This is a genomic window from Daeguia caeni (assembly GCF_042653845.1).
GTDB lineage: Bacteria > Pseudomonadota > Alphaproteobacteria > Rhizobiales > Rhizobiaceae > Brucella > Brucella caeni.
Genome location: NZ_JBHSEL010000126.1, coordinates 1 through 17356, shown reverse-complemented (window position 1 = coordinate 17356; position 17356 = coordinate 1). Strand labels below are relative to the sequence as shown.

Here is a 17356-nt window from a genome sequence, read left to right as displayed (position 1 = left end):
GGCTCTGTCCCGGCCGAAAGGCAACCAGTGCCCTTCGAGCCGATCCAGGAAAAGTGGAAACCGGTTTTCCGTCCGGAACTGCATCAAATGATATCTTGCAGATCCAGGAAAAGCGGGAAGTTTCTGGACCTGCAAACAAACAATATGCCAGAGCAATTCAGAGTTTTCGTAATAATCTGAATTGCCCAGGGGCTGAGGCGCGAGCAGATACCCGTCAGCAGAACCCCGCCGTCTTGAGCAGCTGATAAGCCTGAATGACGTCACGGAAACGCTCTTCCGAGGCACGATCCCCGCCATTGGCATCCGGATGGTGCATTTTCACCAGTTCCTTGTAGCGCGACTTGATCTTCTCGCTTGAGGAATTTGGCTCAAGGCCAAGGGTGGCAAGCGCCTTCATCTCCAATGTGCGCGGCTTGCGCTGAGGCCTTTGGCCGGAAGTCGCCGCCTTGGCTTCATTGATGAAGCTGAACGGGTCGCGAATACGGTTGTGATAGGCAGCCGATCCCGAGCGCATGCGCGCCATGTCAGGGGAGCTGCGCGCGACCGTGGCCGAATCCGCGGACGTCGACCATGTCGGTCGATGGCCCGTAATGGCGTCGCGCTGGAACTTGGCGATCTCGCTGTCCGAAAGGCCAGAGAAATAGTTGAAGTTCTTGTTATATTCGCGCACATGCTCAATGCAGAAGCGCAAATATTCACCTTCTCGCATACGTCCGACAGGCGCGCGATGCGTGCCCGGCTTGGTACATCCGTCCCACTGACAGCAGGGCGCGTCGACCTTCGCTTCAGCACCCTTCTTTGGGCGAATGCGGATACTGTCAAAGAATTTTGAGTTCGTGTTCATGATATCGGATTATGCGAATTCACAGTTGCGAAACAAGAATTGACATTTCGTCCATTTAAGCATTGGCCATATAAACGGGCGAAATTTTGAAGTCGACATGGCTTCATGTGCGGATTTGCCCCAACCACTATCACCAGGCGATGTCTATATGAGGCCATGTGCCTATATGGGGAGAACGGATCGGAATGTCCATTCACAATAGCAAACAAAGCGCCATGGAAGCCAAACTTGTTGCGGCTTTTGCACCGGAACATCTTGAAATCATAAATGAAAGCCACCTTCACGCCGGCCATCACCACCATGGCAGCGACCATCATGCCGCCTTCGACGGCTCTGGCGAGACACATTTCCGGATTCGAATCGTTGCCCATGCCTTCGCGGACATGAGTCGCATTGCCCGCCATCGTGCCATCAATGAAGTTCTGAAAGATGAACTGGCCAATGGCGTCCACGCGCTTGCGCTTGAGCCGTCCGCGCCCGGAGAAGCAGGGCGGCGCTAGTCGGTAACGCGCGCGCCTTGAAGAAGCGAAGGCACCGATCGCCAGCACTGCCGTCTGATTGATTCATGCGGCGGCAAGCCGCTCCTTCAGAAATTCAAGCACGGCTGATGGCGGCACGTCCCTTGCAATGAAAGACTGCCCAATGCCGCGGGTCAGAATGAAGGTGAGTGCCCCGCGCGAGACCTTCTTGTCCTGGGCGATGAATTCCATCAGCTTTTCCGCTGGCGGCAAGCCGCCCGGCACGTCGGAAAGTGTGGTCGGCAGGCCAACGGCCTTCAAATGCCGTTCAACCCGTTCTGCCGCTTCAATGCCGGCCAGATTCATTTTGGCCGAAAAACGATGCGCCAGCACCATGCCGATCGCCACGGCCTCGCCATGCACCAGACGGCTGGAATCATAGCCCGTTGCCGTTTCTAGCGCATGGCCGAATGTATGACCAAGATTAAGCAGTGCGCGGTCGCCGGTCTCACGCTCGTCACGCGCCACGACAGCTGCCTTGCAGCGGCATGATTCGGCAATGGCATGGGTGCGCGCCGGGCCGCCGGCGAAAATCTCCTGCCAGTTGCTTTCCAGCCATTCGAAGAAATCCGGCCGGTCAATCAGGCCATATTTGGCCACTTCCGCATAACCGGCACGGAATTCGCGCGGGCTCAGCGTATCGAGCACATCAGTATCGGCCAGCACAAGCTGCGGCTGATAGAAAACGCCAACCAGATTCTTGCCATGGCTGGTATTGATGCCGGTCTTGCCGCCGACTGATGAATCCACCTGCGCCAGAAGCGAAGTCGGCATCTGAACAAAATTCATGCCGCGGCGCACAATCCCGGCCACAAAGCCGGAGAGATCGCCAACCACACCACCGCCAAAGGCAACCACCGCATCGCCACGCTCCAGCCGCGCAGCCAGAACGGCATTGGTGACGGTTTCAAGCGTTGCGAAGGATTTGGATTTTTCACCCGGCGCCACGACAATCGGCGTGGACTGAATGCCTGCGCGTTCAAACGCCTCGGTCAGACGGGCAAGATGGGCCTTAGCCACATTTTCATCGGTCACGATGGCAACACGGCTGCCCTTCAGGCGCTTGACGACCTCCTCGCCCGCGCGATCGATCAGCCCCTTGCCGATCAGGATGTCGTAGGATCTGTCGCCCAGCGAAACCGGAACCGTCACACATTCACCGGCTGTCATTGGCGCATTCATGCAAATTCTCCCGTCAGGCTTTTTTCTGGTTTTCTTCCAGATATTTCACCAAAACATCAATCAGCTCGGCGGCGACAACCTCTTTGGTTTCATCGCGGGTCTTCAGCTGAAGATCGGCCAGGGCATAGACCGGATAACGCTCTGTCATCAGCTTCTGCATCACGCCGCGCGGATCCGGATTTTGCAGCAATGGCCGGTTCTGCCGGCGCGAGACACGCTGCATCAGCACATCAAGATCGGCATTGAGCCAGATCGAGATTCCGGCCTGGGCAATGGCCGCGCGGGTTTCGGCATTCATATAGGCGCCGCCGCCGGTGGCCAGAACCATCGGGCCATCTTCGAGCAGACGGCCAATCACGCGGCGTTCGAGATCGCGGAATTCCGGCTCGCCATAGGTAGCAAACAGTTCCGGAATGGTCATGCGCGACACGGTTTCAATCTCGGTATCGGCATCGCGGAATGGCAGGCCGAGCAAAGTCGCCACCCTGCGGCCAATGGTCGATTTTCCCGCTCCCATCAAGCCTATGAGCACGATCACCCGCGTTCCGAGCAATTCCCGGATTCGATCCGCCGCTTCATGAAGATTAGTCTGATTTGCCGCATTATTCATTGCATTGTCCCATTCAATGCGGTTCCACATGAAAAAGCGCCTTACGTCAATCGCTTTATGGCCTGGCTTCGTCTTGCCCCGTGCTTTTTCTGCCACAAAACACGCCTTCTTGCTTTTGTTGCACGCGCAGCGCATAAAACCGTCATGCCCACACTGACGCGTCTCATTGTCTTTCTTGCTGCCATCGGCGCTGTCATTTACGGTGCCATGTTTGCGCTTGCGACTTTCGTAAAGCCAACCCCGGCAGACATGGTGGTGGAAATTCCCGCATCCAGACTCAAGCAGGAAGTGATTGAACCGCCAATCCCGGCCACGCAGGCCGCGCCATCTCCCGACGATGCAGGTCAGTGATCATGCGCGCATCTGTGGCAATAGAAAATTTTCTGGAAATGATGAGCGCGGAACGCGGAGCTGCCGACAACACGCTCGAATCATATCGGCGCGATCTGGAAAGCGTGGCAGAAACGCTTGCCGCACGCGGCATCAATCTGCCGGAAGCCAAGGCGGATGATATTCGCCATGCCCTCGACGGCATGGCGGCACAGGACTTTGCCGCCTCGTCGCAGGCCAGATGCCTGTCGGCGCTGCGGCAATTTTTCCGTTTCCTTTATGCGGAAGGTTTTCGGCAGGATGATCCGACAGGCGTGATCGATACGCCGAAAAAACAAAAGCCCCTGCCCAGGATCCTGAGTGTCGATCATGTCACGCGTCTGCTTGACCGCGCGGCCCTTGAAGCCAATGAAGCAGCTGAGGCGGATGAACATCTGAAGGCTGTACGGCTTCATGCGCTGCTTGAAACGCTTTATGCTACCGGAATGCGTGTTTCCGAGCTGGTGGGGCTTCCTGCAAGCGTGGTTCGGACAGACCATCGTTTCCTGATCATACGCGGCAAGGGTGCAAAGGAACGCATGGTGCCCCTGTCCCAGAAAGCGCGCGATGCCTTGCAGCGCTATCTGCAATTGCGCGATGCCATGCCCGGCGCAGATGAAAATCCATGGCTTTTCCCCGCCCTGTCCGAAAGCGGTCATCTGGCGCGTCAGGTCTTTGCGCGCGAACTGAAGGGGCTTGCCGCGCGCGCCGGGCTCAATACGGCTTCTGTCTCGCCGCATGTGCTTCGCCATGCTTTTGCCAGCCATTTGCTGCAGAATGGCGCGGATTTGCGAACCGTGCAGCAATTATTGGGGCATTCGGACATATCAACGACACAAATATATACCCATGTGCTGGAAGAGAGGCTGCATAAGCTCGTCAGTGAGCATCATCCGCTTGCCGATTAAGCCGCCTGCGGTTATGAGAAAGCCTGAAATTTGCAAGATGAACCAGCAGTGACTATGTAAAGCGCCGCAAACAAGTCTTGTAAGGGCAATCGCGGTACATTCCTTGTAACACGCACAGACAGTCAGGCCAGATGTACAACTATCTCGATTTTGAAAAACCCGTCGCAGATCTCGAAGGCAAAATCCTGGAGCTGAAAAAGCTCTCACAGGAAAAAGGCGGCGTTGAGATGAGCGACGAGATTCGCCGTCTCGAGAAGCGTTCGGCCGACGCCCTGAAGGATATTTATCGCAAGCTGACGCCGTGGCAGAAGACGCAGATCGCGCGTCACCCGGATCGCCCGCATTTCCTCGATTATGCCGAGCGTCTGTTTACCGAATTCACTCCGCTGGCCGGCGACCGCAAGTTCGCCAATGACGAAGCGATTCAGGCCGGTTTCGGCCGCTTCCGGGGTGAACCTGTCGCCATTATCGGCCAGGAAAAAGGTTCCGACACCAAGACGCGCCTGAAGCACAATTTTGGCTCGGCCCGTCCGGAAGGCTATCGCAAGGCCGTGCGCATCATGGAAATGGCCGACCGTTTCCAGCTGCCACTCATTACCCTCGTTGATACGGCTGGCGCCTATCCGGGCGTAAGCGCGGAAGAACGCGGCCAGGCTGAGGCCATTGCGCGCTCGACCGCAGAGTGCCTCAAATTGCGCGTGCCAATCGTCTCGATCATCATCGGTGAAGGTGGATCGGGTGGCGCAATCGCCATTGCGGTAGCAAACCGCGTCTATATGCTCGAACATTCCATTTATTCGGTCATTTCGCCAGAAGGCGCAGCTTCGATCCTGTGGCATGATTCGACCCGCGCCAAGGATGCCGCCTCCAATATGCGCATCACCGCGCAGGATCTTCTTGATCTGAAAGTGATTGACGGCATCATTCCAGAGCCTGTCGGCGGCGCCCATCGCGGCAAGGAACAGGTAATCGACGCAACCGGCGACACCATCGCTGCCGCCCTGCGTTCAATGCAGGGTATTGATGGCGAAACGCTGAAGCAGGAACGCCGCCGCAAATTCCTTGAAATCGGCCGCAATCTCTAGACCAGAGCCGCAATTCCAATAGAGGCCAATAAGGATCGGGCATTATTTGGCCTCTATTTTCAGATTTCCTCCAATTTTGCCATATTGCCGCCACGCATCTTGTTCGTTATCCATGCAAGGGTTATAAACGATACCGTAAGGTTTTCCTGTTAGGGTTTTGATCCTGAGTTTTAAGCATTTGCTGGTATATTCGGCTTGGCTTCAACAGGCATGAGTGACATGAAGGTCAGAACCGCAATCATAAGCACCGTTATCGCAACCGCATTGCTGGCAGGGTGCAAGGAATCGACAGTTTCTGATCTGGGACTGCGTGCGGAACGGCCTTTGCCGCAGAAAATCGTGGCCAAGATGAAGGCGAAGGGCATGACTCGCACTTCGCCGATCATGGTGCGCATCTTCAAGGAAGAAAACACGCTCGAAATCTGGAAGCAGAAGAACAATGGACGCTATGATCTGATTGCGTCCTATGAAATCTGCAAATGGTCGGGCAAGCTTGGCCCGAAATTCATCGAAGGCGATCGTCAGGCGCCGGAGGGCTTTTATATTGTCCGTCCGTCACAGATGAATCCAAAATCCAGTTATTATCTGTCCTTCAATATCGGCTTTCCGAACGCCTATGACCGCGCCCATGGCCGCACCGGCCAGCATCTGATGGTGCATGGTGCCTGCTCGTCTTCGGGCTGCTATTCCATGACCGATGAAAGTGTTGCCGAAATCTATGCCTTCGGTCGTGACGCCTTCAAGGGCGGTCAGCGTGAATTCCAGATCCAGGCCTTTCCGTTCCGCATGACGCCGGCCAATATGGCGCGCTATCGCAACGACCCGAACTATGAGTTCTGGAAGATGCTGAAGCAGGGCTATGATGCCTTTGAAATGACAAAAGTGCCGCCAAAGGTTGATGTCTGCGAAAAACGCTATGTCTTCAACAATCCTGACATCAATGGCGGCCCGGCTGACCAGCCATGCCCACCATCAGCAAAGACAGACAATTTTTCAACGGCTTACGCAGACTATCACAAGTCCTATGAGACTGCGTTCAGCGCGGCCCTAAGCTCCAGCAACAAGCCGCCGGCGCCGTCCATTCAGGGGCTTGCGGAAGCAAAGCTTGTTGCGGCATGGAGTGCAGCCCGCGCACGCGGTGAAAAGGTTTCGCGCGTGCCGCCATCGCTCACGCCAGCTTCCAGCGAAAAGCCGGGCGCTCCGGACATTCGCCCTGCAGCGCCAGCTGCAACCGCAATCGCCGCAACGCCGAAAGCCGAAAGCCGGCAGCCTTCACAGGAACAGACAGCCTCCATCCCGGCAAGCAAGCCGGAAGCTGCCACAAGCGCAGCTGTGCCAGCACAGGCACCTGTAGCAGCCACACCGGCAGCAGAGGATATAGCCGCCACCGGCCAGAGCGCGCCAGCCACGACAGAGGTTGCAGCCAACACCACCCCAGCCACCGGAGCGACGACGGCAGAAACCAGGAAGCCTTGGTGGAAAATCCTCGGCAAATAATGCTGAAGGAAGATGAGATACCGGTTTACGACCTGAGGGGGCTGAAATGCCCCCTTCCGGTTCTAAAAACCCGCAATCACTTGAAAAAATTGCCGAGCGGCACACTTATCTGGATAGAGACGACGGATCCGCTGTCAGACATTGATCTGCCGCATTTCTGTTTCGAGGATGGCCACGAGCTCTTGCGTCAGGAGCAGATTGACCATGTCCATCGTTTTCTGATCCGGAAGAAATGACGCTGTCAGCCTTTTGGTGAAAATCCGGGAATGGCCAATGGGTTATCCATCATGGCTGCCCGGTCGGGCCTGTCGAGCACTGGCCGGCCCAGAAAGGCATCAAACAGTTCACGCACATAGGTCTCCGGCAGATCCTTGACGATCATGACGAGCAGGGTCTCGCGCTTTTCCTGCGGCCATTCTGGCAAGCGGGCGGGCGGATGGAATATTTTCTGCACCCCATGAATGATGACCGGACGTTCCGGATCTTCCACGATCTGCACAATCCCCTTCACACGCAAAAGCTTTTCCCCATGCGTCGAGCGCAGAAGATCAATGAACATTTCCAGCGTCGAAACGGGAATGGGTGCATCATGCCGCAGGGAAAAAGAGCGGATCGCCTCATCATGGTGGTGATGTGCATGATGATGGTGGTCATGATCGCAATCTGGCCCGCAGACATGATCATGATGGGCATGCTCATGCGCATCATAGGCTTCCGCCTTCAACCAGCGTTGCACATTCGCCGTCCTGGTTTCAGGATTATACAGACCGCATTCAAACAGCGAAGCATAGCCGGTCTCTTCACTGCCCGCATAAAGAATTTCAGCGCCGGGATTAAGCACGCGCAAACGCGCTTTCAGAATATCCAGTTCCGCTTGCGCTTCTGACAGATCGGTCTTGGTCAGGATAATGCGATCCGCCATCGCCACCTGTCTGACCGCCTCTTCATGATTGTCGAGCGTCGCCATGCCATTGATGGCATCGACCGTTGTCAGCACGCCATCAAGCCGGAAGGCCTGTAACAGGACCGGATGGCCCATGATAGATTGCAGCACCGGGGCCGGATCGGCAAGGCCGGTTGTTTCTATAATGACGCGTTTCAGCGCCTTGATGCGCCCCGTCTGCAGACGGTCAATCAGATCCGCCAATGTATCAACGAGTTCGCCCCGCACCGTGCAGCACAGGCAGCCATCGGACAGTTCAATGATGCCCTCGCTCGCCTGTTCCACCAGGAGGTGGTCTATGCTGACTTCACCAAACTCATTGATGATGACAGCCGTATCGCTGAGAACCGGATCTTTCAGCAGCCGGTTGAGCAAGGTGGTCTTGCCTGACCCCAGAAAGCCAGTCAGGACGGAAACGGGAATGGGACGATACATGGCTCAGTTGACCGCGGATGGCTGGGTGCTTGCGGCCTGGCTGCGCGGCTTCTGGGCTGGCTTTGGCACCTTTTTCACTGTCTTCGGCTTTTCCTCTGTGGCTGGCTTCTTGGGCTTCGGCGCATCCTTCAGCAACCTGACCGGCACAGCTACGGGATCACGATCCATGGCGTGAATATAGGGCGAATTGATCTTCAGCCGACCTTCCGCATCACGGCCATCCCAGCGGTCGGCCATGGCCTGCTGGCTGCAGATCGCCTTGCGCATATCGACCGCCTGATTGAGATTTGCGCCGCCGCTCGGGCGAAGCGTGGCAAGCGTTGGCCCGCCGCTTCCCTTGACGCGGAATGCCTCGGCCATATTCTGTGCTGCTTGGGCCGCACGGGTTTCCTGTCGGTCAGCCCCCAGGACAATGGTCAGCACGGTGCGACCATTACGGGTCGCAGAACCGGCAAGGTTGAAGCCGGAAGCGCAGACAAAGCCAGTCTTCATGCCATCAGCACCATCAAAACGGCCAAGCAGAATATTGTAATTGGGCTGGATCTTTTTGCCCTCGCCCGGATCGATCGCTTCCGTCGAGAAATAATGCGCATATTGCGGGAATTCACGCCGCAACTGCACGCCCAGAATGGCAAGATCACGGGCGGTGGAATAATTGTTCACGTCATGCAGGCCGTTTGGATTGGCAAAATGGGTACCTGTCATGCCAAGGCGCCTTGCTTCAGCATTCATGCGCTGCACGAAAGCCTTCTCGGAGCCGCCAACAGCCTCAGCCAGAGCAACGGCAATATCATTGGCCGACTTGACCAGCAGGATCTTCAACGCATTGTCGACCGTAAGAACCGCACCCGGACGATAGCCCATCTTGCTCGGCGGCTCCTTGGCTGCCCTGACTGTCATGGTAACAGGCGAATCAAGCGTGATTTCGCCAGCCTGCAGGGCGCGGAAAGTGACATAGGCCGTCATCATCTTGGTCAGGGACGCCGGATACCAGCGCTGGAAAGCATCCTCCTGCTGATAAACCTTGCCCGTGGCGACATCCACCGTGATTGACGGGTTTGCCTCGACTGCGCCTACAGCCACACCCGACATCAATACTGCCACAATCAAGGATTTCAACGAATTTGCAATCATTTAGCCGTTCCAATCAATGATGATCCGCTGCGTCGCAACAACGCTGCGCGTTCTGACCCATTCCAATCTCATATGCCCAAGATGAAGCGGGGTTGCCATATGTTCATGAAGGCAGAGAACCCACCAGACCCAGCCCATATATGTAAGGCATGTGGCAAGTAAAAGGCAAATGGGGATTGCCCCTGTTCAGCGAACCGTCATATCCTGTGCCAAGTTTATATCCCAATATATTGGAGCTGTTCATGCCCGTGCTCAATCGCGCCGCCGATCTAACCCCGGAAGTCATTGCATGGCGTCGTCATTTGCACCAGAACCCTGAACTGCTTTACGATGTGCATGAAACGGCTGCCTTTGTTGCAGAAAAGCTGAAGGCCTTTGGCTGCGATCAGGTTGAAACCGGTATTGGCCAAACCGGCGTTGTCGGCGTGATCAAGGGGCGCCATGGCGATGGCAAGACCATCGGCCTGCGTGCCGACATGGACGCCCTGCCGATCACCGAGACAAGCGGCGTGGAATGGGCCTCCCGCAATCCCGGCAAGGCGCATTCCTGCGGCCATGACGGCCATACTTCCATGCTGCTGGGTGCTGCAAAATATCTCGCCGAAACCCGCAATTTCCGTGGCACGGCGGTTCTGCTGTTCCAACCGGCGGAAGAAGGCGGCGCCGGCGGCCTTGCCATGGTGCAGGATGGCGTCATGGAACGCTTCAATATCGCTGAAGTCTATGGCCTGCACAATTTTCCAGGCCTGCCAGTTGGTGAATTTGCCATCTGCAAGGGGCCGATCATGGCAACCACAGACGAATTCGATCTCTTCGTTACGGGTCGTGGCGGACATGCTGCCCAGCCTCATCGCACCTGCGATCCGATTGTCGCCGGCGCTCAGCTCATGACCGCCCTGCAAGGGGTCGTTGCCCGCAATATCGATCCGCTGGACTCCGTCGTCATTTCCGTGACAAAATTCATCGCGGGCGAAGCCTATAATGTGATCCCGGAAACGGCCAAGCTCTCAGGCACGGTTCGATCACTGAAAGCTGAAAGCCGTACCTTTGCCGAAAAGCGCATCCGCGAAATTGCCGCAGGTATTGCGATTGCCACCGGTGCGGACATTTCCGTGCGTTACAAGAACAACTATCCAGTGACATTCAATCATGACGCCCAGACCGATTTTGCCGCCAGTGTTGCGCTCAAGGTTGCAGGCAACGGCAAGGTGATCACCAATGTCAAACCGATGATGGCGGCCGAGGATTTTGCCTATATGCTCGAAGCGCGGCCCGGCGCCTATATCTTCCTCGGCAATGGCGACACGCCAGGGCTGCATCATCCGGCCTATGATTTCAATGATGAAGCCATTCCCTATGGCATCAGCTATTATGCCGCGCTGATTGAAACGGCGCTTGCCACATGATGGCAGGCCTCATCTCCCATATGGGTGATGTTCCGGGATAGAACACGCGCGCAAACAGGGCCTTGAACATTTTCATGTCCTATCGGAATGAAAAGCCCAAAAGGCACGCATTTCCGTATAGTGCGGGGGTTGGCGAAGCGGATGAAAAACTATATGTGTCTATTGCGCCCCATGCACCGGAATCATTTCCGGGCAGCGAGCTTCATCATTGGCGGTCCCGTAGCTCAGTAGGATAGAGCGACAGATTCCTAATCTGTAGGTCACAGGTTCGATTCCTGTCGGGATCACCACCTAGAGCCCCATCACCACTGCCAATTCATACCGCCCAGACTGCTGGTCAGTGGCGCGTTGACATGCTAGCCTGCCGGGATTAAGCCTTTAAAATACTCGGATAAATTTTATAAATCGGTTTCTCGCCAAAACCGATAACAGATAAACGCAATTAACAGGGGAGATTCTCATGCGTTCCATGCTTCTGGCATTGCTGGCCGCCACGGCTCTTGCAACCTCAGCTTCCGCCAAGGACGTTACCGTTGCTGTGACAGCTATCGTCGAACACCCGGCGCTCGACGCGGCTCGCGACGGCGTCAAGGATGCCTTGGCTGAAGCTGGTTTCAAGGACGGAGAGAATCTCAAATTCATATATCAGTCCGCACAAGGCAATCCGGCCACCGCGGCCCAGATCGCCCGTCAGTTCGTGGGCGAAGGCCCGGATGTGATCGTTCCGATCTCGACCCCGTCGGCTCAGGCTGTTGTCTCCGCAACCCGTGACATTCCGATCGTCTTCACCGCAGTTTCCGACCCGGTTGGCGCACAGCTCGTCAAGGAAATGGAAAAGCCAGGCGGCAATGTCACCGGCCTTTCCGACATGTCCCCGGTCGAGGAGCATATTGCACTCATCAAGGAAATCCTGCCGAACATCAAGAAGCTCGGCTATCTCTACAATTCCGGTGAGACGAACTCCGTATCGCTTTTGAAGGCACTTCAGGAAGCTGCGGCCAAGGAAGGCATCGAGATTGTTGAATCCGCTGCCACCAAGTCGGCAGAAGTACAAGGTGCTGCCCGCGCGCTCGTTGGACGCGCCGATGCCATCTATGTTCCAACCGACAATACGATCGTTTCGGCACTTGAAAGCGCCGTCGGCGTTGCCGATGAAAGCGACCTTCCGCTGTTCACCGCTGATACGGACTCGGTCAAGCGTGGCGCTGTTGCAGCCCTCGGTTTCAACTATTACGACGTTGGCAAGCAGACGGGGGCTGTCGTTGCCCGCATCCTGAAAGGCGAAAAGCCGGGCGATATTCCGGTTGAAATTGCCAAGGGAACCGATCTCGTCATCAATCTTGGCGCAGCCAAGAAGATGGGCATTGAACTGCCAAAATCCGTCATCGACCGCGCAACCAGCAAGATCGACTGATCGGTTTTGCCTTGATGTGGATGAACGGGAGACCATGCGTCTCCCGTTTTCATTATGGTCCAATCCGGAATGCTGAACATGATAATTTGATCATAAAAGTCTGGATCAATTGTTCATTTCGCATTACTACCCCTCAACGGATGGGCCAGTCTCTGGCTCCAATAAAATAATCTTTTAAAATCAAAATGGTAGGCAATAACCGTTGCAAATCGCTCGGCTTGTCAAACCGGAACCGCAGCGACAGTATTTTGCCGCCCATGGTCAGATCGAGTACAGCAAATGCCGCGTATCCGTCTTCTTCCTGCCGATGACAACACGAATGGCTGGAGCCGCATCCTTGCGCCACGCACACCGAAACCGCCGCTCAAGGGCAATGTGAAAGCGGATTTTGCCGTCATTGGTGCGGGCTATGCCGGGCTTGCGGCTGCGCGTCGACTGGCTGAAAACAGGCCGGATGCAAGCATCGTGCTGCTTGATGCGCAGACGGCCGGCGAAGGCACATCCGGCCGCAATGCAGGCTTTGCCATTGATCTGCCGCACAATGTCAGCTCCTCGCTTGAGGAACTGGCCAAGTCGCACAGTTACCGCGCCCTGTCCCGTGCCGGACTTGATTACCTGAGCCGCCAGATTGCACAGCATGGCATTCTCTGTGACTGGCACAAACACGGAAAATTCCACACCGCCGTCTCTGATCGCGGCATCCGGGAAGTGCTTGAGCCAACCGTAAAGGAGCTTGAGCGCCTGAATGAACCTTATGTCTGGTATGATGCTCCTGCCCTGGCCAAGCGCCTTGGCACCAGCCATTTCAAGGCGGGCATCTATACCCATAGCACGATCCTGCTCAATCCGGCAGCACTGGTGCGTGGTCTGGCTGACAGTCTGCCCGCCAATGTCACCCTGCATGAAAACACGCCTGTTCAGGATATTGCCTATGGCGACAGGATTGCAATCACCGTACCGGGCGGTCATGTCACTGCCTCCTCCGTCATTTTGACCGTTGGCGGTTTTGGCGAACAGTTCGGCTTTTTCCGGCGCTGCCTGTTGAATTTTGCCGCCCATGCCAGCCTCAGCCGGCAACTGACCGATGAGGAATATGACGCAATCGGCCGCGTGGAACCGTGGGGCCTGACTCCCGCCAATGCCTTTGCCGGCATTACCATGCGTCTGACGAGCGATCGCCGCATTCTCATGCGCCAGAACGTGCATTTCTGTCCGTCCCTGCGCCAGTCCGACCAGCGCCGGGCAAAAATCAAACAGGAACACAAGCGCCTGTTTGACGAACGTTTTCCCATGCTGCCCAAGGTCGAGATGGAATCGACCTGGACAGGCTATATCTGCCTGTCGCGCAATGGCACGCCCGCCTTTGGCCAGATGGCCAGGAATGTCTTCATGTCGGTCTGTCAGAACGGCGTCGGCATTGCCAAAGGCACGATCAGCGGGTTGCTTGCCGCTGACATGGCTTGTGGTGTCGATAATCCGTTGATCGAGGATATGTACAAACTTGGTTCGCCGACCAGACTGCCGCCCCGCCCGTTCCTTGATATTGGCGTACGCGCGCGTTTTGCCTGGGAACTCTGGCGGGCACGCGACGAAGTGTGAGACTTTTCCCATCCACCATGCGGGTTCAAGCAGTTCCAGAGAAAGTGGACACCGGTTTTCCGTTCGGAACGGCGAAATGCATTATGTGGGAGCAGTTCAGGGTTTTCATAAAAAATCTGAGCTGGTCCAGACCTCAGACGCCCCTGCAAAGCGGTTGTTGCAATCGCGGCACAAATTTCCGCTTTCAGGCTTTGGCCTGCGATAAGGGCTTGCATGAACATATTTGACGGTTGTATTTCCCACTTTCAAGGTAGTGGCTGTATGGCTTGCTCCGGGAGGGAATATACCAGTCAAACGGTCAAACACACAGCTCCAGACCATAACTGATCGTAATGAAATGCTTGCTAATTGCTGCGGGCACCTGTCGATGATGGAATGACTTGCAATCGGCATGCCCACATTGGCACGCAGTTTTATTGCGTCAAGAACAAGGATAGTCGATGTGAGTCAGATCGCCTTCTGGGGTGCGGTCGAATTAGGCCTCGTCTTTGCATTTGTCGCTATCGGCGTCTATCTTGCGTTTCGCGTGCTGGATTTCCCTGATCTGACCGTGGATGGATCATTTCCTCTTGGAGCGGCTGTCAGCGGCGTCCTGATCCTTGGTGGCACAAATCCCTGGCTTTCAGCCGTTGTTGCCATGATTGCCGGCGCGCTCGCCGGTCTTGTCACGGCAACGCTCAATGTGCGCTTCAAGATCCTCAATCTTCTGGCGTCCATTCTCACCATGATCGCGCTGTTTTCTGTCAATCTGCGCATCATGGGAAAGCCGAACATTGCGCTCATCAATCAGGATACGATGCTCACTCCATTCTATGGGCTTGGCATTCCGGAATATTATGTCCGCCCGCTGTTTCTGCTGGTGCTGGTAGCGATTGCCCTGCTGCTGGTCTGGCGTTTTCTGGAAAGCGACATGGGACTTGCCATGCGCGCAACCGGCGCCAATCCGCGCATGGCCCGTGCGCAAGGCGTGAATACCGACCGCCAAATCTATCTCGGCATGGCGCTTTCCAATGCGCTTGTCGCACTGGGTGGCTCGCTCTTTGCGCAAACCAATGGCTTTGCCGACGTGACATCCGGTGTCGGCACAATCGTGGTTGGCCTTGCCGCCGTGATCATCGGTGAGACACTGCTACGCAGCCGTCTGATCCTCGTCATTCTCATTGGCTGCGTATTGGGCTCGATCATCTATCGCATCGCCATCCAGCTTGCGCTGTCGAACGGAAGGATCATTGGCCTTGAAGCATCAGATCTCAATATTGCCACGGCACTTCTGGTTACCATCGCACTGATTTTACCGCGCCTGCGCCGCGGGGGAGCCTCGTCATGATCGAAGTCTCTGATATTGATGTCGTCTTCGGTCGCGGAACACCGCTGGAAAAGCATGTTCTGAAAAAAATCAACCTGACGATGGACAAGGGCTCATTCGTCACCGTGATCGGCTCCAATGGTGCCGGCAAATCCACCCTGCTTGGCGTGCTTGCAGGCGATGTGATCCCGTCTGCCGGCAAGGTTGTGATTGCCGGCAATGATGTCACGCGCAAGACCACGGCAGAGCGCGCAGCGCTTGTCGCCCGTGTCTTTCAGGATCCGCTGGCGGGAAGCTGTGGTACGCTGACAATCGAGGAAAATCTGGCGCTTGCAGCCGCACGTGGCCAAAAGCGTGGTCTTGCGCCCGCGCTTGGCCAGGCCCGGCGCAAATGGTTCCGCGAACGTGTCGCAAGCCTCAATCTTGGGCTCGAAAATCGCATGGCGGACCGTATGGAGCTACTCTCTGGCGGTCAGCGTCAGGCCTTGTCGCTTGTCATGGCAACGCTTGCCGGTTCGGAAGTCCTGCTTCTCGATGAACATACAGCGGCACTTGACCCGGGCATGGCAGAATTCGTCATGGAGCTCACCAGGACGCTGATTACCGAAAACGGCCTGACCGCGTTGATGGTGACGCATTCCATGCGTCAGGCGCTTGATTATGGCGACCGCACCATCATGCTGCATGCCGGCAATATCGTCCTCGATGTGACAGGCGAGCAGCGCAAGACGCTTGGTGTCGAAGATCTGATCGAAATGTTCCGCAAGGTGCGCGGTCAGACACTGGATGACGACGCGCTGCTGATCTCCTGATCCTGTGCCTTAAGCGGGATGACGGACAAATAGCCATTCCGCTTTGCCTGACTTTGCGTTAGTTAGCTTGTATGGCGCAGAAAAAGGCTCACGAAGTTGACAGTTTCATTACGCGACCGACCAGTTCATTTCCGGTCGTGCTGCTTTACGGCCCTGACAAGGGGCTGGTGAGCGAACGTGCACGTCGTTATGCCGAGGCAACCAGACTGCCGCTTGATGATCCTTTTACGGTTATTCGCATGGAAGCGGATGATATCGAGGCCGATCCGGCCCGGCTTGCCGACGAAGCACATACGATTTCCATGTTTGGCAACCAGCGCCTGATCTGGATCAAGAATGCACTGGGCCAGAAGAAACTGGCTGATGTCGTCAAACAGCTTGCATCAGAACCGCCGCATGAAACCTATGTGTTGATTGAAGCTGGTGACCTCAAGAAGGGGGCAAGCCTGCGCAGCGCCGTCGAAAATGGTTCCGCCGGCATGGCGCTGCCCTGCTATGCCGATGATGCGCGCGGGATTGAAGATGTCATCGACAGTGTCCTTTCCGAATGGAAAATGCAGATCACGCTCGATGCACGGCATCTGTTGCGCGCAAGCCTTGGCGGTGACCGCCTGGCCACACGGGGAGAACTGGAAAAACTTTGCCTTTATGCCCGCGGCAAGAAGCGAATCGATATTGACGATGTGCGCGAGGCAGTTGGCGATGTTGCCGGCCTGTCGACCGATGAAATCATCGATGCCATGCTGATGGGCAATTTGCCCGGTTTGGAAACCGCTTTTGACCGGCTGGTGAAGTCGGGCACACATCCTTTTGTTGTCGTAAGCGCCGCCATGCGCCAGTTTCAGCAAATCCAGGCCCTGCGCTACACGGTCGATACGGAGCGCAAACCCGCTGCAACCGTCATTGCCAATGCGAAACCGCCGATTTTCTTTAACCGCCGCCGTGTCATGGAAACGGTCGTTTCGCGCTGGACGGCCGAACGCATCAGTCGCGCACTCGAACGCATCCAGCGGGCCGTGCTGGAAAGTCGCATGAATGATGAATTGAAAGTACCAATCATTCGCCAGTGTTTACTGGCGCTTGGTATCGAAAGTGCCCGCCTGCGGTCATAAAATTATGTAAATGATTATATAATTTGTCATATCTGAGCTTTTCATCCCGCAATAAGTACAAAAATATGTGCATGGCTGTTTTCACCAAAGGAATGATACGCCTAAGAGCCCGACTCAAAATTTCATTTTTGCGATACGCCTCGTCATTCGCCTGATTGAGGAGATGACCATCCAAGCTTGTG

The 17356-nt window shown here is 55.9% G+C and carries 17 protein-coding genes and 1 tRNA gene; 13 read left to right on the top strand and 5 right to left on the bottom strand.

Annotation, left to right across the window (positions count from 1 at the left end):
- Positions 1-214 precede the first annotated feature (214 nt).
- The gene (locus ACFO1V_RS14900) at positions 215-844 is read right to left on the bottom strand and encodes a J domain-containing protein (protein WP_374830587.1); all 630 of its coding nucleotides are present in this window, start codon (positions 842-844) and stop codon (positions 215-217) included.
- A 185-nt stretch (positions 845-1029) separates the two neighbouring features.
- On the opposite strand from ACFO1V_RS14900, the gene ACFO1V_RS14895 reads away from it, so the two are divergent.
- Positions 1030-1344 carry a BolA family protein gene (locus ACFO1V_RS14895; protein ID WP_374830585.1) on the top strand — a complete coding sequence of 105 codons (315 nt, stop codon included), beginning with the start codon at positions 1030-1032 and terminating at the stop codon, positions 1342-1344.
- A 63-nt stretch (positions 1345-1407) separates the two neighbouring features.
- Here the strand turns inward: ACFO1V_RS14895 and aroB are convergent, their stop codons facing one another.
- Both aroB and ACFO1V_RS14885 read right to left on the bottom strand, forming a co-directional pair.
- The gene (gene aroB, locus ACFO1V_RS14890) at positions 1408-2544 is read right to left on the bottom strand and encodes a 3-dehydroquinate synthase (RefSeq protein WP_374830583.1); all 1137 of its coding nucleotides are present in this window, start codon (positions 2542-2544) and stop codon (positions 1408-1410) included.
- A 13-nt stretch (positions 2545-2557) separates the two neighbouring features.
- The gene (locus ACFO1V_RS14885) at positions 2558-3154 is read right to left on the bottom strand and encodes a shikimate kinase (protein WP_374830581.1); all 597 of its coding nucleotides are present in this window, start codon (positions 3152-3154) and stop codon (positions 2558-2560) included.
- Between the two features lie 144 nt (positions 3155-3298).
- On the opposite strand from ACFO1V_RS14885, the gene ACFO1V_RS14880 reads away from it, so the two are divergent.
- From ACFO1V_RS14880 to ACFO1V_RS14860, 5 genes are all read left to right on the top strand, one after another.
- Complete coding sequence (locus tag ACFO1V_RS14880; RefSeq protein ID WP_374830579.1) at positions 3299-3505, top strand: hypothetical protein; 207 nt, start codon at positions 3299-3301, stop codon at positions 3503-3505.
- Positions 3506-3507: 2 nt separating this feature from the next.
- Positions 3508-4431: a site-specific tyrosine recombinase XerD gene (gene xerD, locus ACFO1V_RS14875; protein WP_374830577.1), complete on the top strand. Its 924-nt coding sequence runs from the start codon at positions 3508-3510 to the stop codon at positions 4429-4431.
- A gap of 131 nt (positions 4432-4562) precedes the next feature.
- Positions 4563-5516: an acetyl-CoA carboxylase carboxyltransferase subunit alpha gene (locus ACFO1V_RS14870; protein ID WP_374830575.1), complete on the top strand. Its 954-nt coding sequence runs from the start codon at positions 4563-4565 to the stop codon at positions 5514-5516.
- A 219-nt stretch (positions 5517-5735) separates the two neighbouring features.
- Positions 5736-7013 carry a hypothetical protein gene (locus ACFO1V_RS14865; protein ID WP_374830573.1) on the top strand — a complete coding sequence of 426 codons (1278 nt, stop codon included), beginning with the start codon at positions 5736-5738 and terminating at the stop codon, positions 7011-7013.
- Complete coding sequence (locus ACFO1V_RS14860) at positions 6992-7249, top strand: sulfurtransferase TusA family protein (protein ID WP_374830571.1); 258 nt, start codon at positions 6992-6994, stop codon at positions 7247-7249. The genes ACFO1V_RS14865 and ACFO1V_RS14860 overlap by 22 nt, the downstream gene beginning before the upstream one ends.
- A 5-nt stretch (positions 7250-7254) precedes the next feature.
- Here ACFO1V_RS14860 and ACFO1V_RS14855 read toward each other — a convergent pair whose 3' ends face one another.
- Both ACFO1V_RS14855 and ACFO1V_RS14850 read right to left on the bottom strand, forming a co-directional pair.
- Positions 7255-8391 (bottom strand): CobW family GTP-binding protein, encoded by a 1137-nt coding sequence (locus ACFO1V_RS14855; RefSeq protein WP_374830569.1) that lies wholly within the window; start codon positions 8389-8391, stop codon positions 7255-7257.
- A gap of 3 nt (positions 8392-8394) precedes the next feature.
- Positions 8395-9525, bottom strand: a complete 1131-nt coding sequence (locus tag ACFO1V_RS14850) for a D-alanyl-D-alanine carboxypeptidase family protein (protein WP_374830568.1) — start codon at positions 9523-9525, stop codon at positions 8395-8397.
- A 242-nt stretch (positions 9526-9767) separates the two neighbouring features.
- Between ACFO1V_RS14850 and ACFO1V_RS14845 the strand changes: the two genes are divergently transcribed.
- The 7 genes from ACFO1V_RS14845 (at position 9768) to holA (ending at position 17174) form a co-directional block, all read left to right on the top strand.
- Complete coding sequence (locus tag ACFO1V_RS14845; protein ID WP_374830567.1) at positions 9768-10931, top strand: M20 aminoacylase family protein; 1164 nt, start codon at positions 9768-9770, stop codon at positions 10929-10931.
- Between the two features lie 213 nt (positions 10932-11144).
- A tRNA-Arg gene (locus ACFO1V_RS14840) sits at positions 11145-11221 on the top strand.
- Positions 11222-11391: 170 nt separating this feature from the next.
- Entirely contained in the window at positions 11392-12345 is a 954-nt protein-coding gene (locus ACFO1V_RS14835) for an ABC transporter substrate-binding protein (protein ID WP_374830566.1), read from the top strand.
- A gap of 279 nt (positions 12346-12624) precedes the next feature.
- Complete coding sequence (locus ACFO1V_RS14830; protein WP_374830565.1) at positions 12625-13944, top strand: NAD(P)/FAD-dependent oxidoreductase; 1320 nt, start codon at positions 12625-12627, stop codon at positions 13942-13944.
- 442 nt (positions 13945-14386) lie between these two features.
- The gene (locus ACFO1V_RS14825; RefSeq protein ID WP_374830564.1) at positions 14387-15271 is read left to right on the top strand and encodes an ABC transporter permease; all 885 of its coding nucleotides are present in this window, start codon (positions 14387-14389) and stop codon (positions 15269-15271) included.
- On the top strand, positions 15268-16062 hold the full coding sequence (locus ACFO1V_RS14820) for an ABC transporter ATP-binding protein (protein ID WP_374830563.1): 795 nt from the start codon (positions 15268-15270) through the stop codon (positions 16060-16062). Before ACFO1V_RS14825 ends, ACFO1V_RS14820 begins: the two co-directional genes overlap by 4 nt.
- 71 nt (positions 16063-16133) lie before the next feature.
- Positions 16134-17174 carry a DNA polymerase III subunit delta gene (gene holA / locus ACFO1V_RS14815; RefSeq protein WP_374830562.1) on the top strand — a complete coding sequence of 347 codons (1041 nt, stop codon included), beginning with the start codon at positions 16134-16136 and terminating at the stop codon, positions 17172-17174.
- Positions 17175-17356 lie beyond the last annotated feature (182 nt).

Bases quoted from the DNA above. Each gene is read 5' to 3' on its own strand.
- ACFO1V_RS14900 (WP_374830587.1), bottom strand. From the start codon at position 844: ATGAACACGAACTCAAAATTCTTTGACAGTATCCGCATTCGCCCAAAG.
- ACFO1V_RS14895 (WP_374830585.1), top strand. From the start codon at position 1,030: ATGTCCATTCACAATAGCAAACAAAGCGCCATGGAAGCCAAACTTGTT.
- aroB (WP_374830583.1), bottom strand. From the start codon at position 2,544: ATGAATGCGCCAATGACAGCCGGTGAATGTGTGACGGTTCCGGTTTCG.
- ACFO1V_RS14885 (WP_374830581.1), bottom strand. From the start codon at position 3,154: ATGAATAATGCGGCAAATCAGACTAATCTTCATGAAGCGGCGGATCGA.
- ACFO1V_RS14880 (WP_374830579.1), top strand. From the start codon at position 3,299: ATGCCCACACTGACGCGTCTCATTGTCTTTCTTGCTGCCATCGGCGCT.
- xerD (WP_374830577.1), top strand. From the start codon at position 3,508: ATGCGCGCATCTGTGGCAATAGAAAATTTTCTGGAAATGATGAGCGCG.
- ACFO1V_RS14870 (WP_374830575.1), top strand. From the start codon at position 4,563: ATGTACAACTATCTCGATTTTGAAAAACCCGTCGCAGATCTCGAAGGC.
- ACFO1V_RS14865 (WP_374830573.1), top strand. From the start codon at position 5,736: ATGAAGGTCAGAACCGCAATCATAAGCACCGTTATCGCAACCGCATTG.
- ACFO1V_RS14855 (WP_374830569.1), bottom strand. From the start codon at position 8,391: ATGTATCGTCCCATTCCCGTTTCCGTCCTGACTGGCTTTCTGGGGTCA.
- ACFO1V_RS14850 (WP_374830568.1), bottom strand. From the start codon at position 9,525: ATGATTGCAAATTCGTTGAAATCCTTGATTGTGGCAGTATTGATGTCG.
- ACFO1V_RS14845 (WP_374830567.1), top strand. From the start codon at position 9,768: ATGCCCGTGCTCAATCGCGCCGCCGATCTAACCCCGGAAGTCATTGCA.
- ACFO1V_RS14835 (WP_374830566.1), top strand. From the start codon at position 11,392: ATGCGTTCCATGCTTCTGGCATTGCTGGCCGCCACGGCTCTTGCAACC.
- ACFO1V_RS14830 (WP_374830565.1), top strand. From the start codon at position 12,625: ATGCCGCGTATCCGTCTTCTTCCTGCCGATGACAACACGAATGGCTGG.
- ACFO1V_RS14820 (WP_374830563.1), top strand. From the start codon at position 15,268: ATGATCGAAGTCTCTGATATTGATGTCGTCTTCGGTCGCGGAACACCG.
- holA (WP_374830562.1), top strand. From the start codon at position 16,134: ATGGCGCAGAAAAAGGCTCACGAAGTTGACAGTTTCATTACGCGACCG.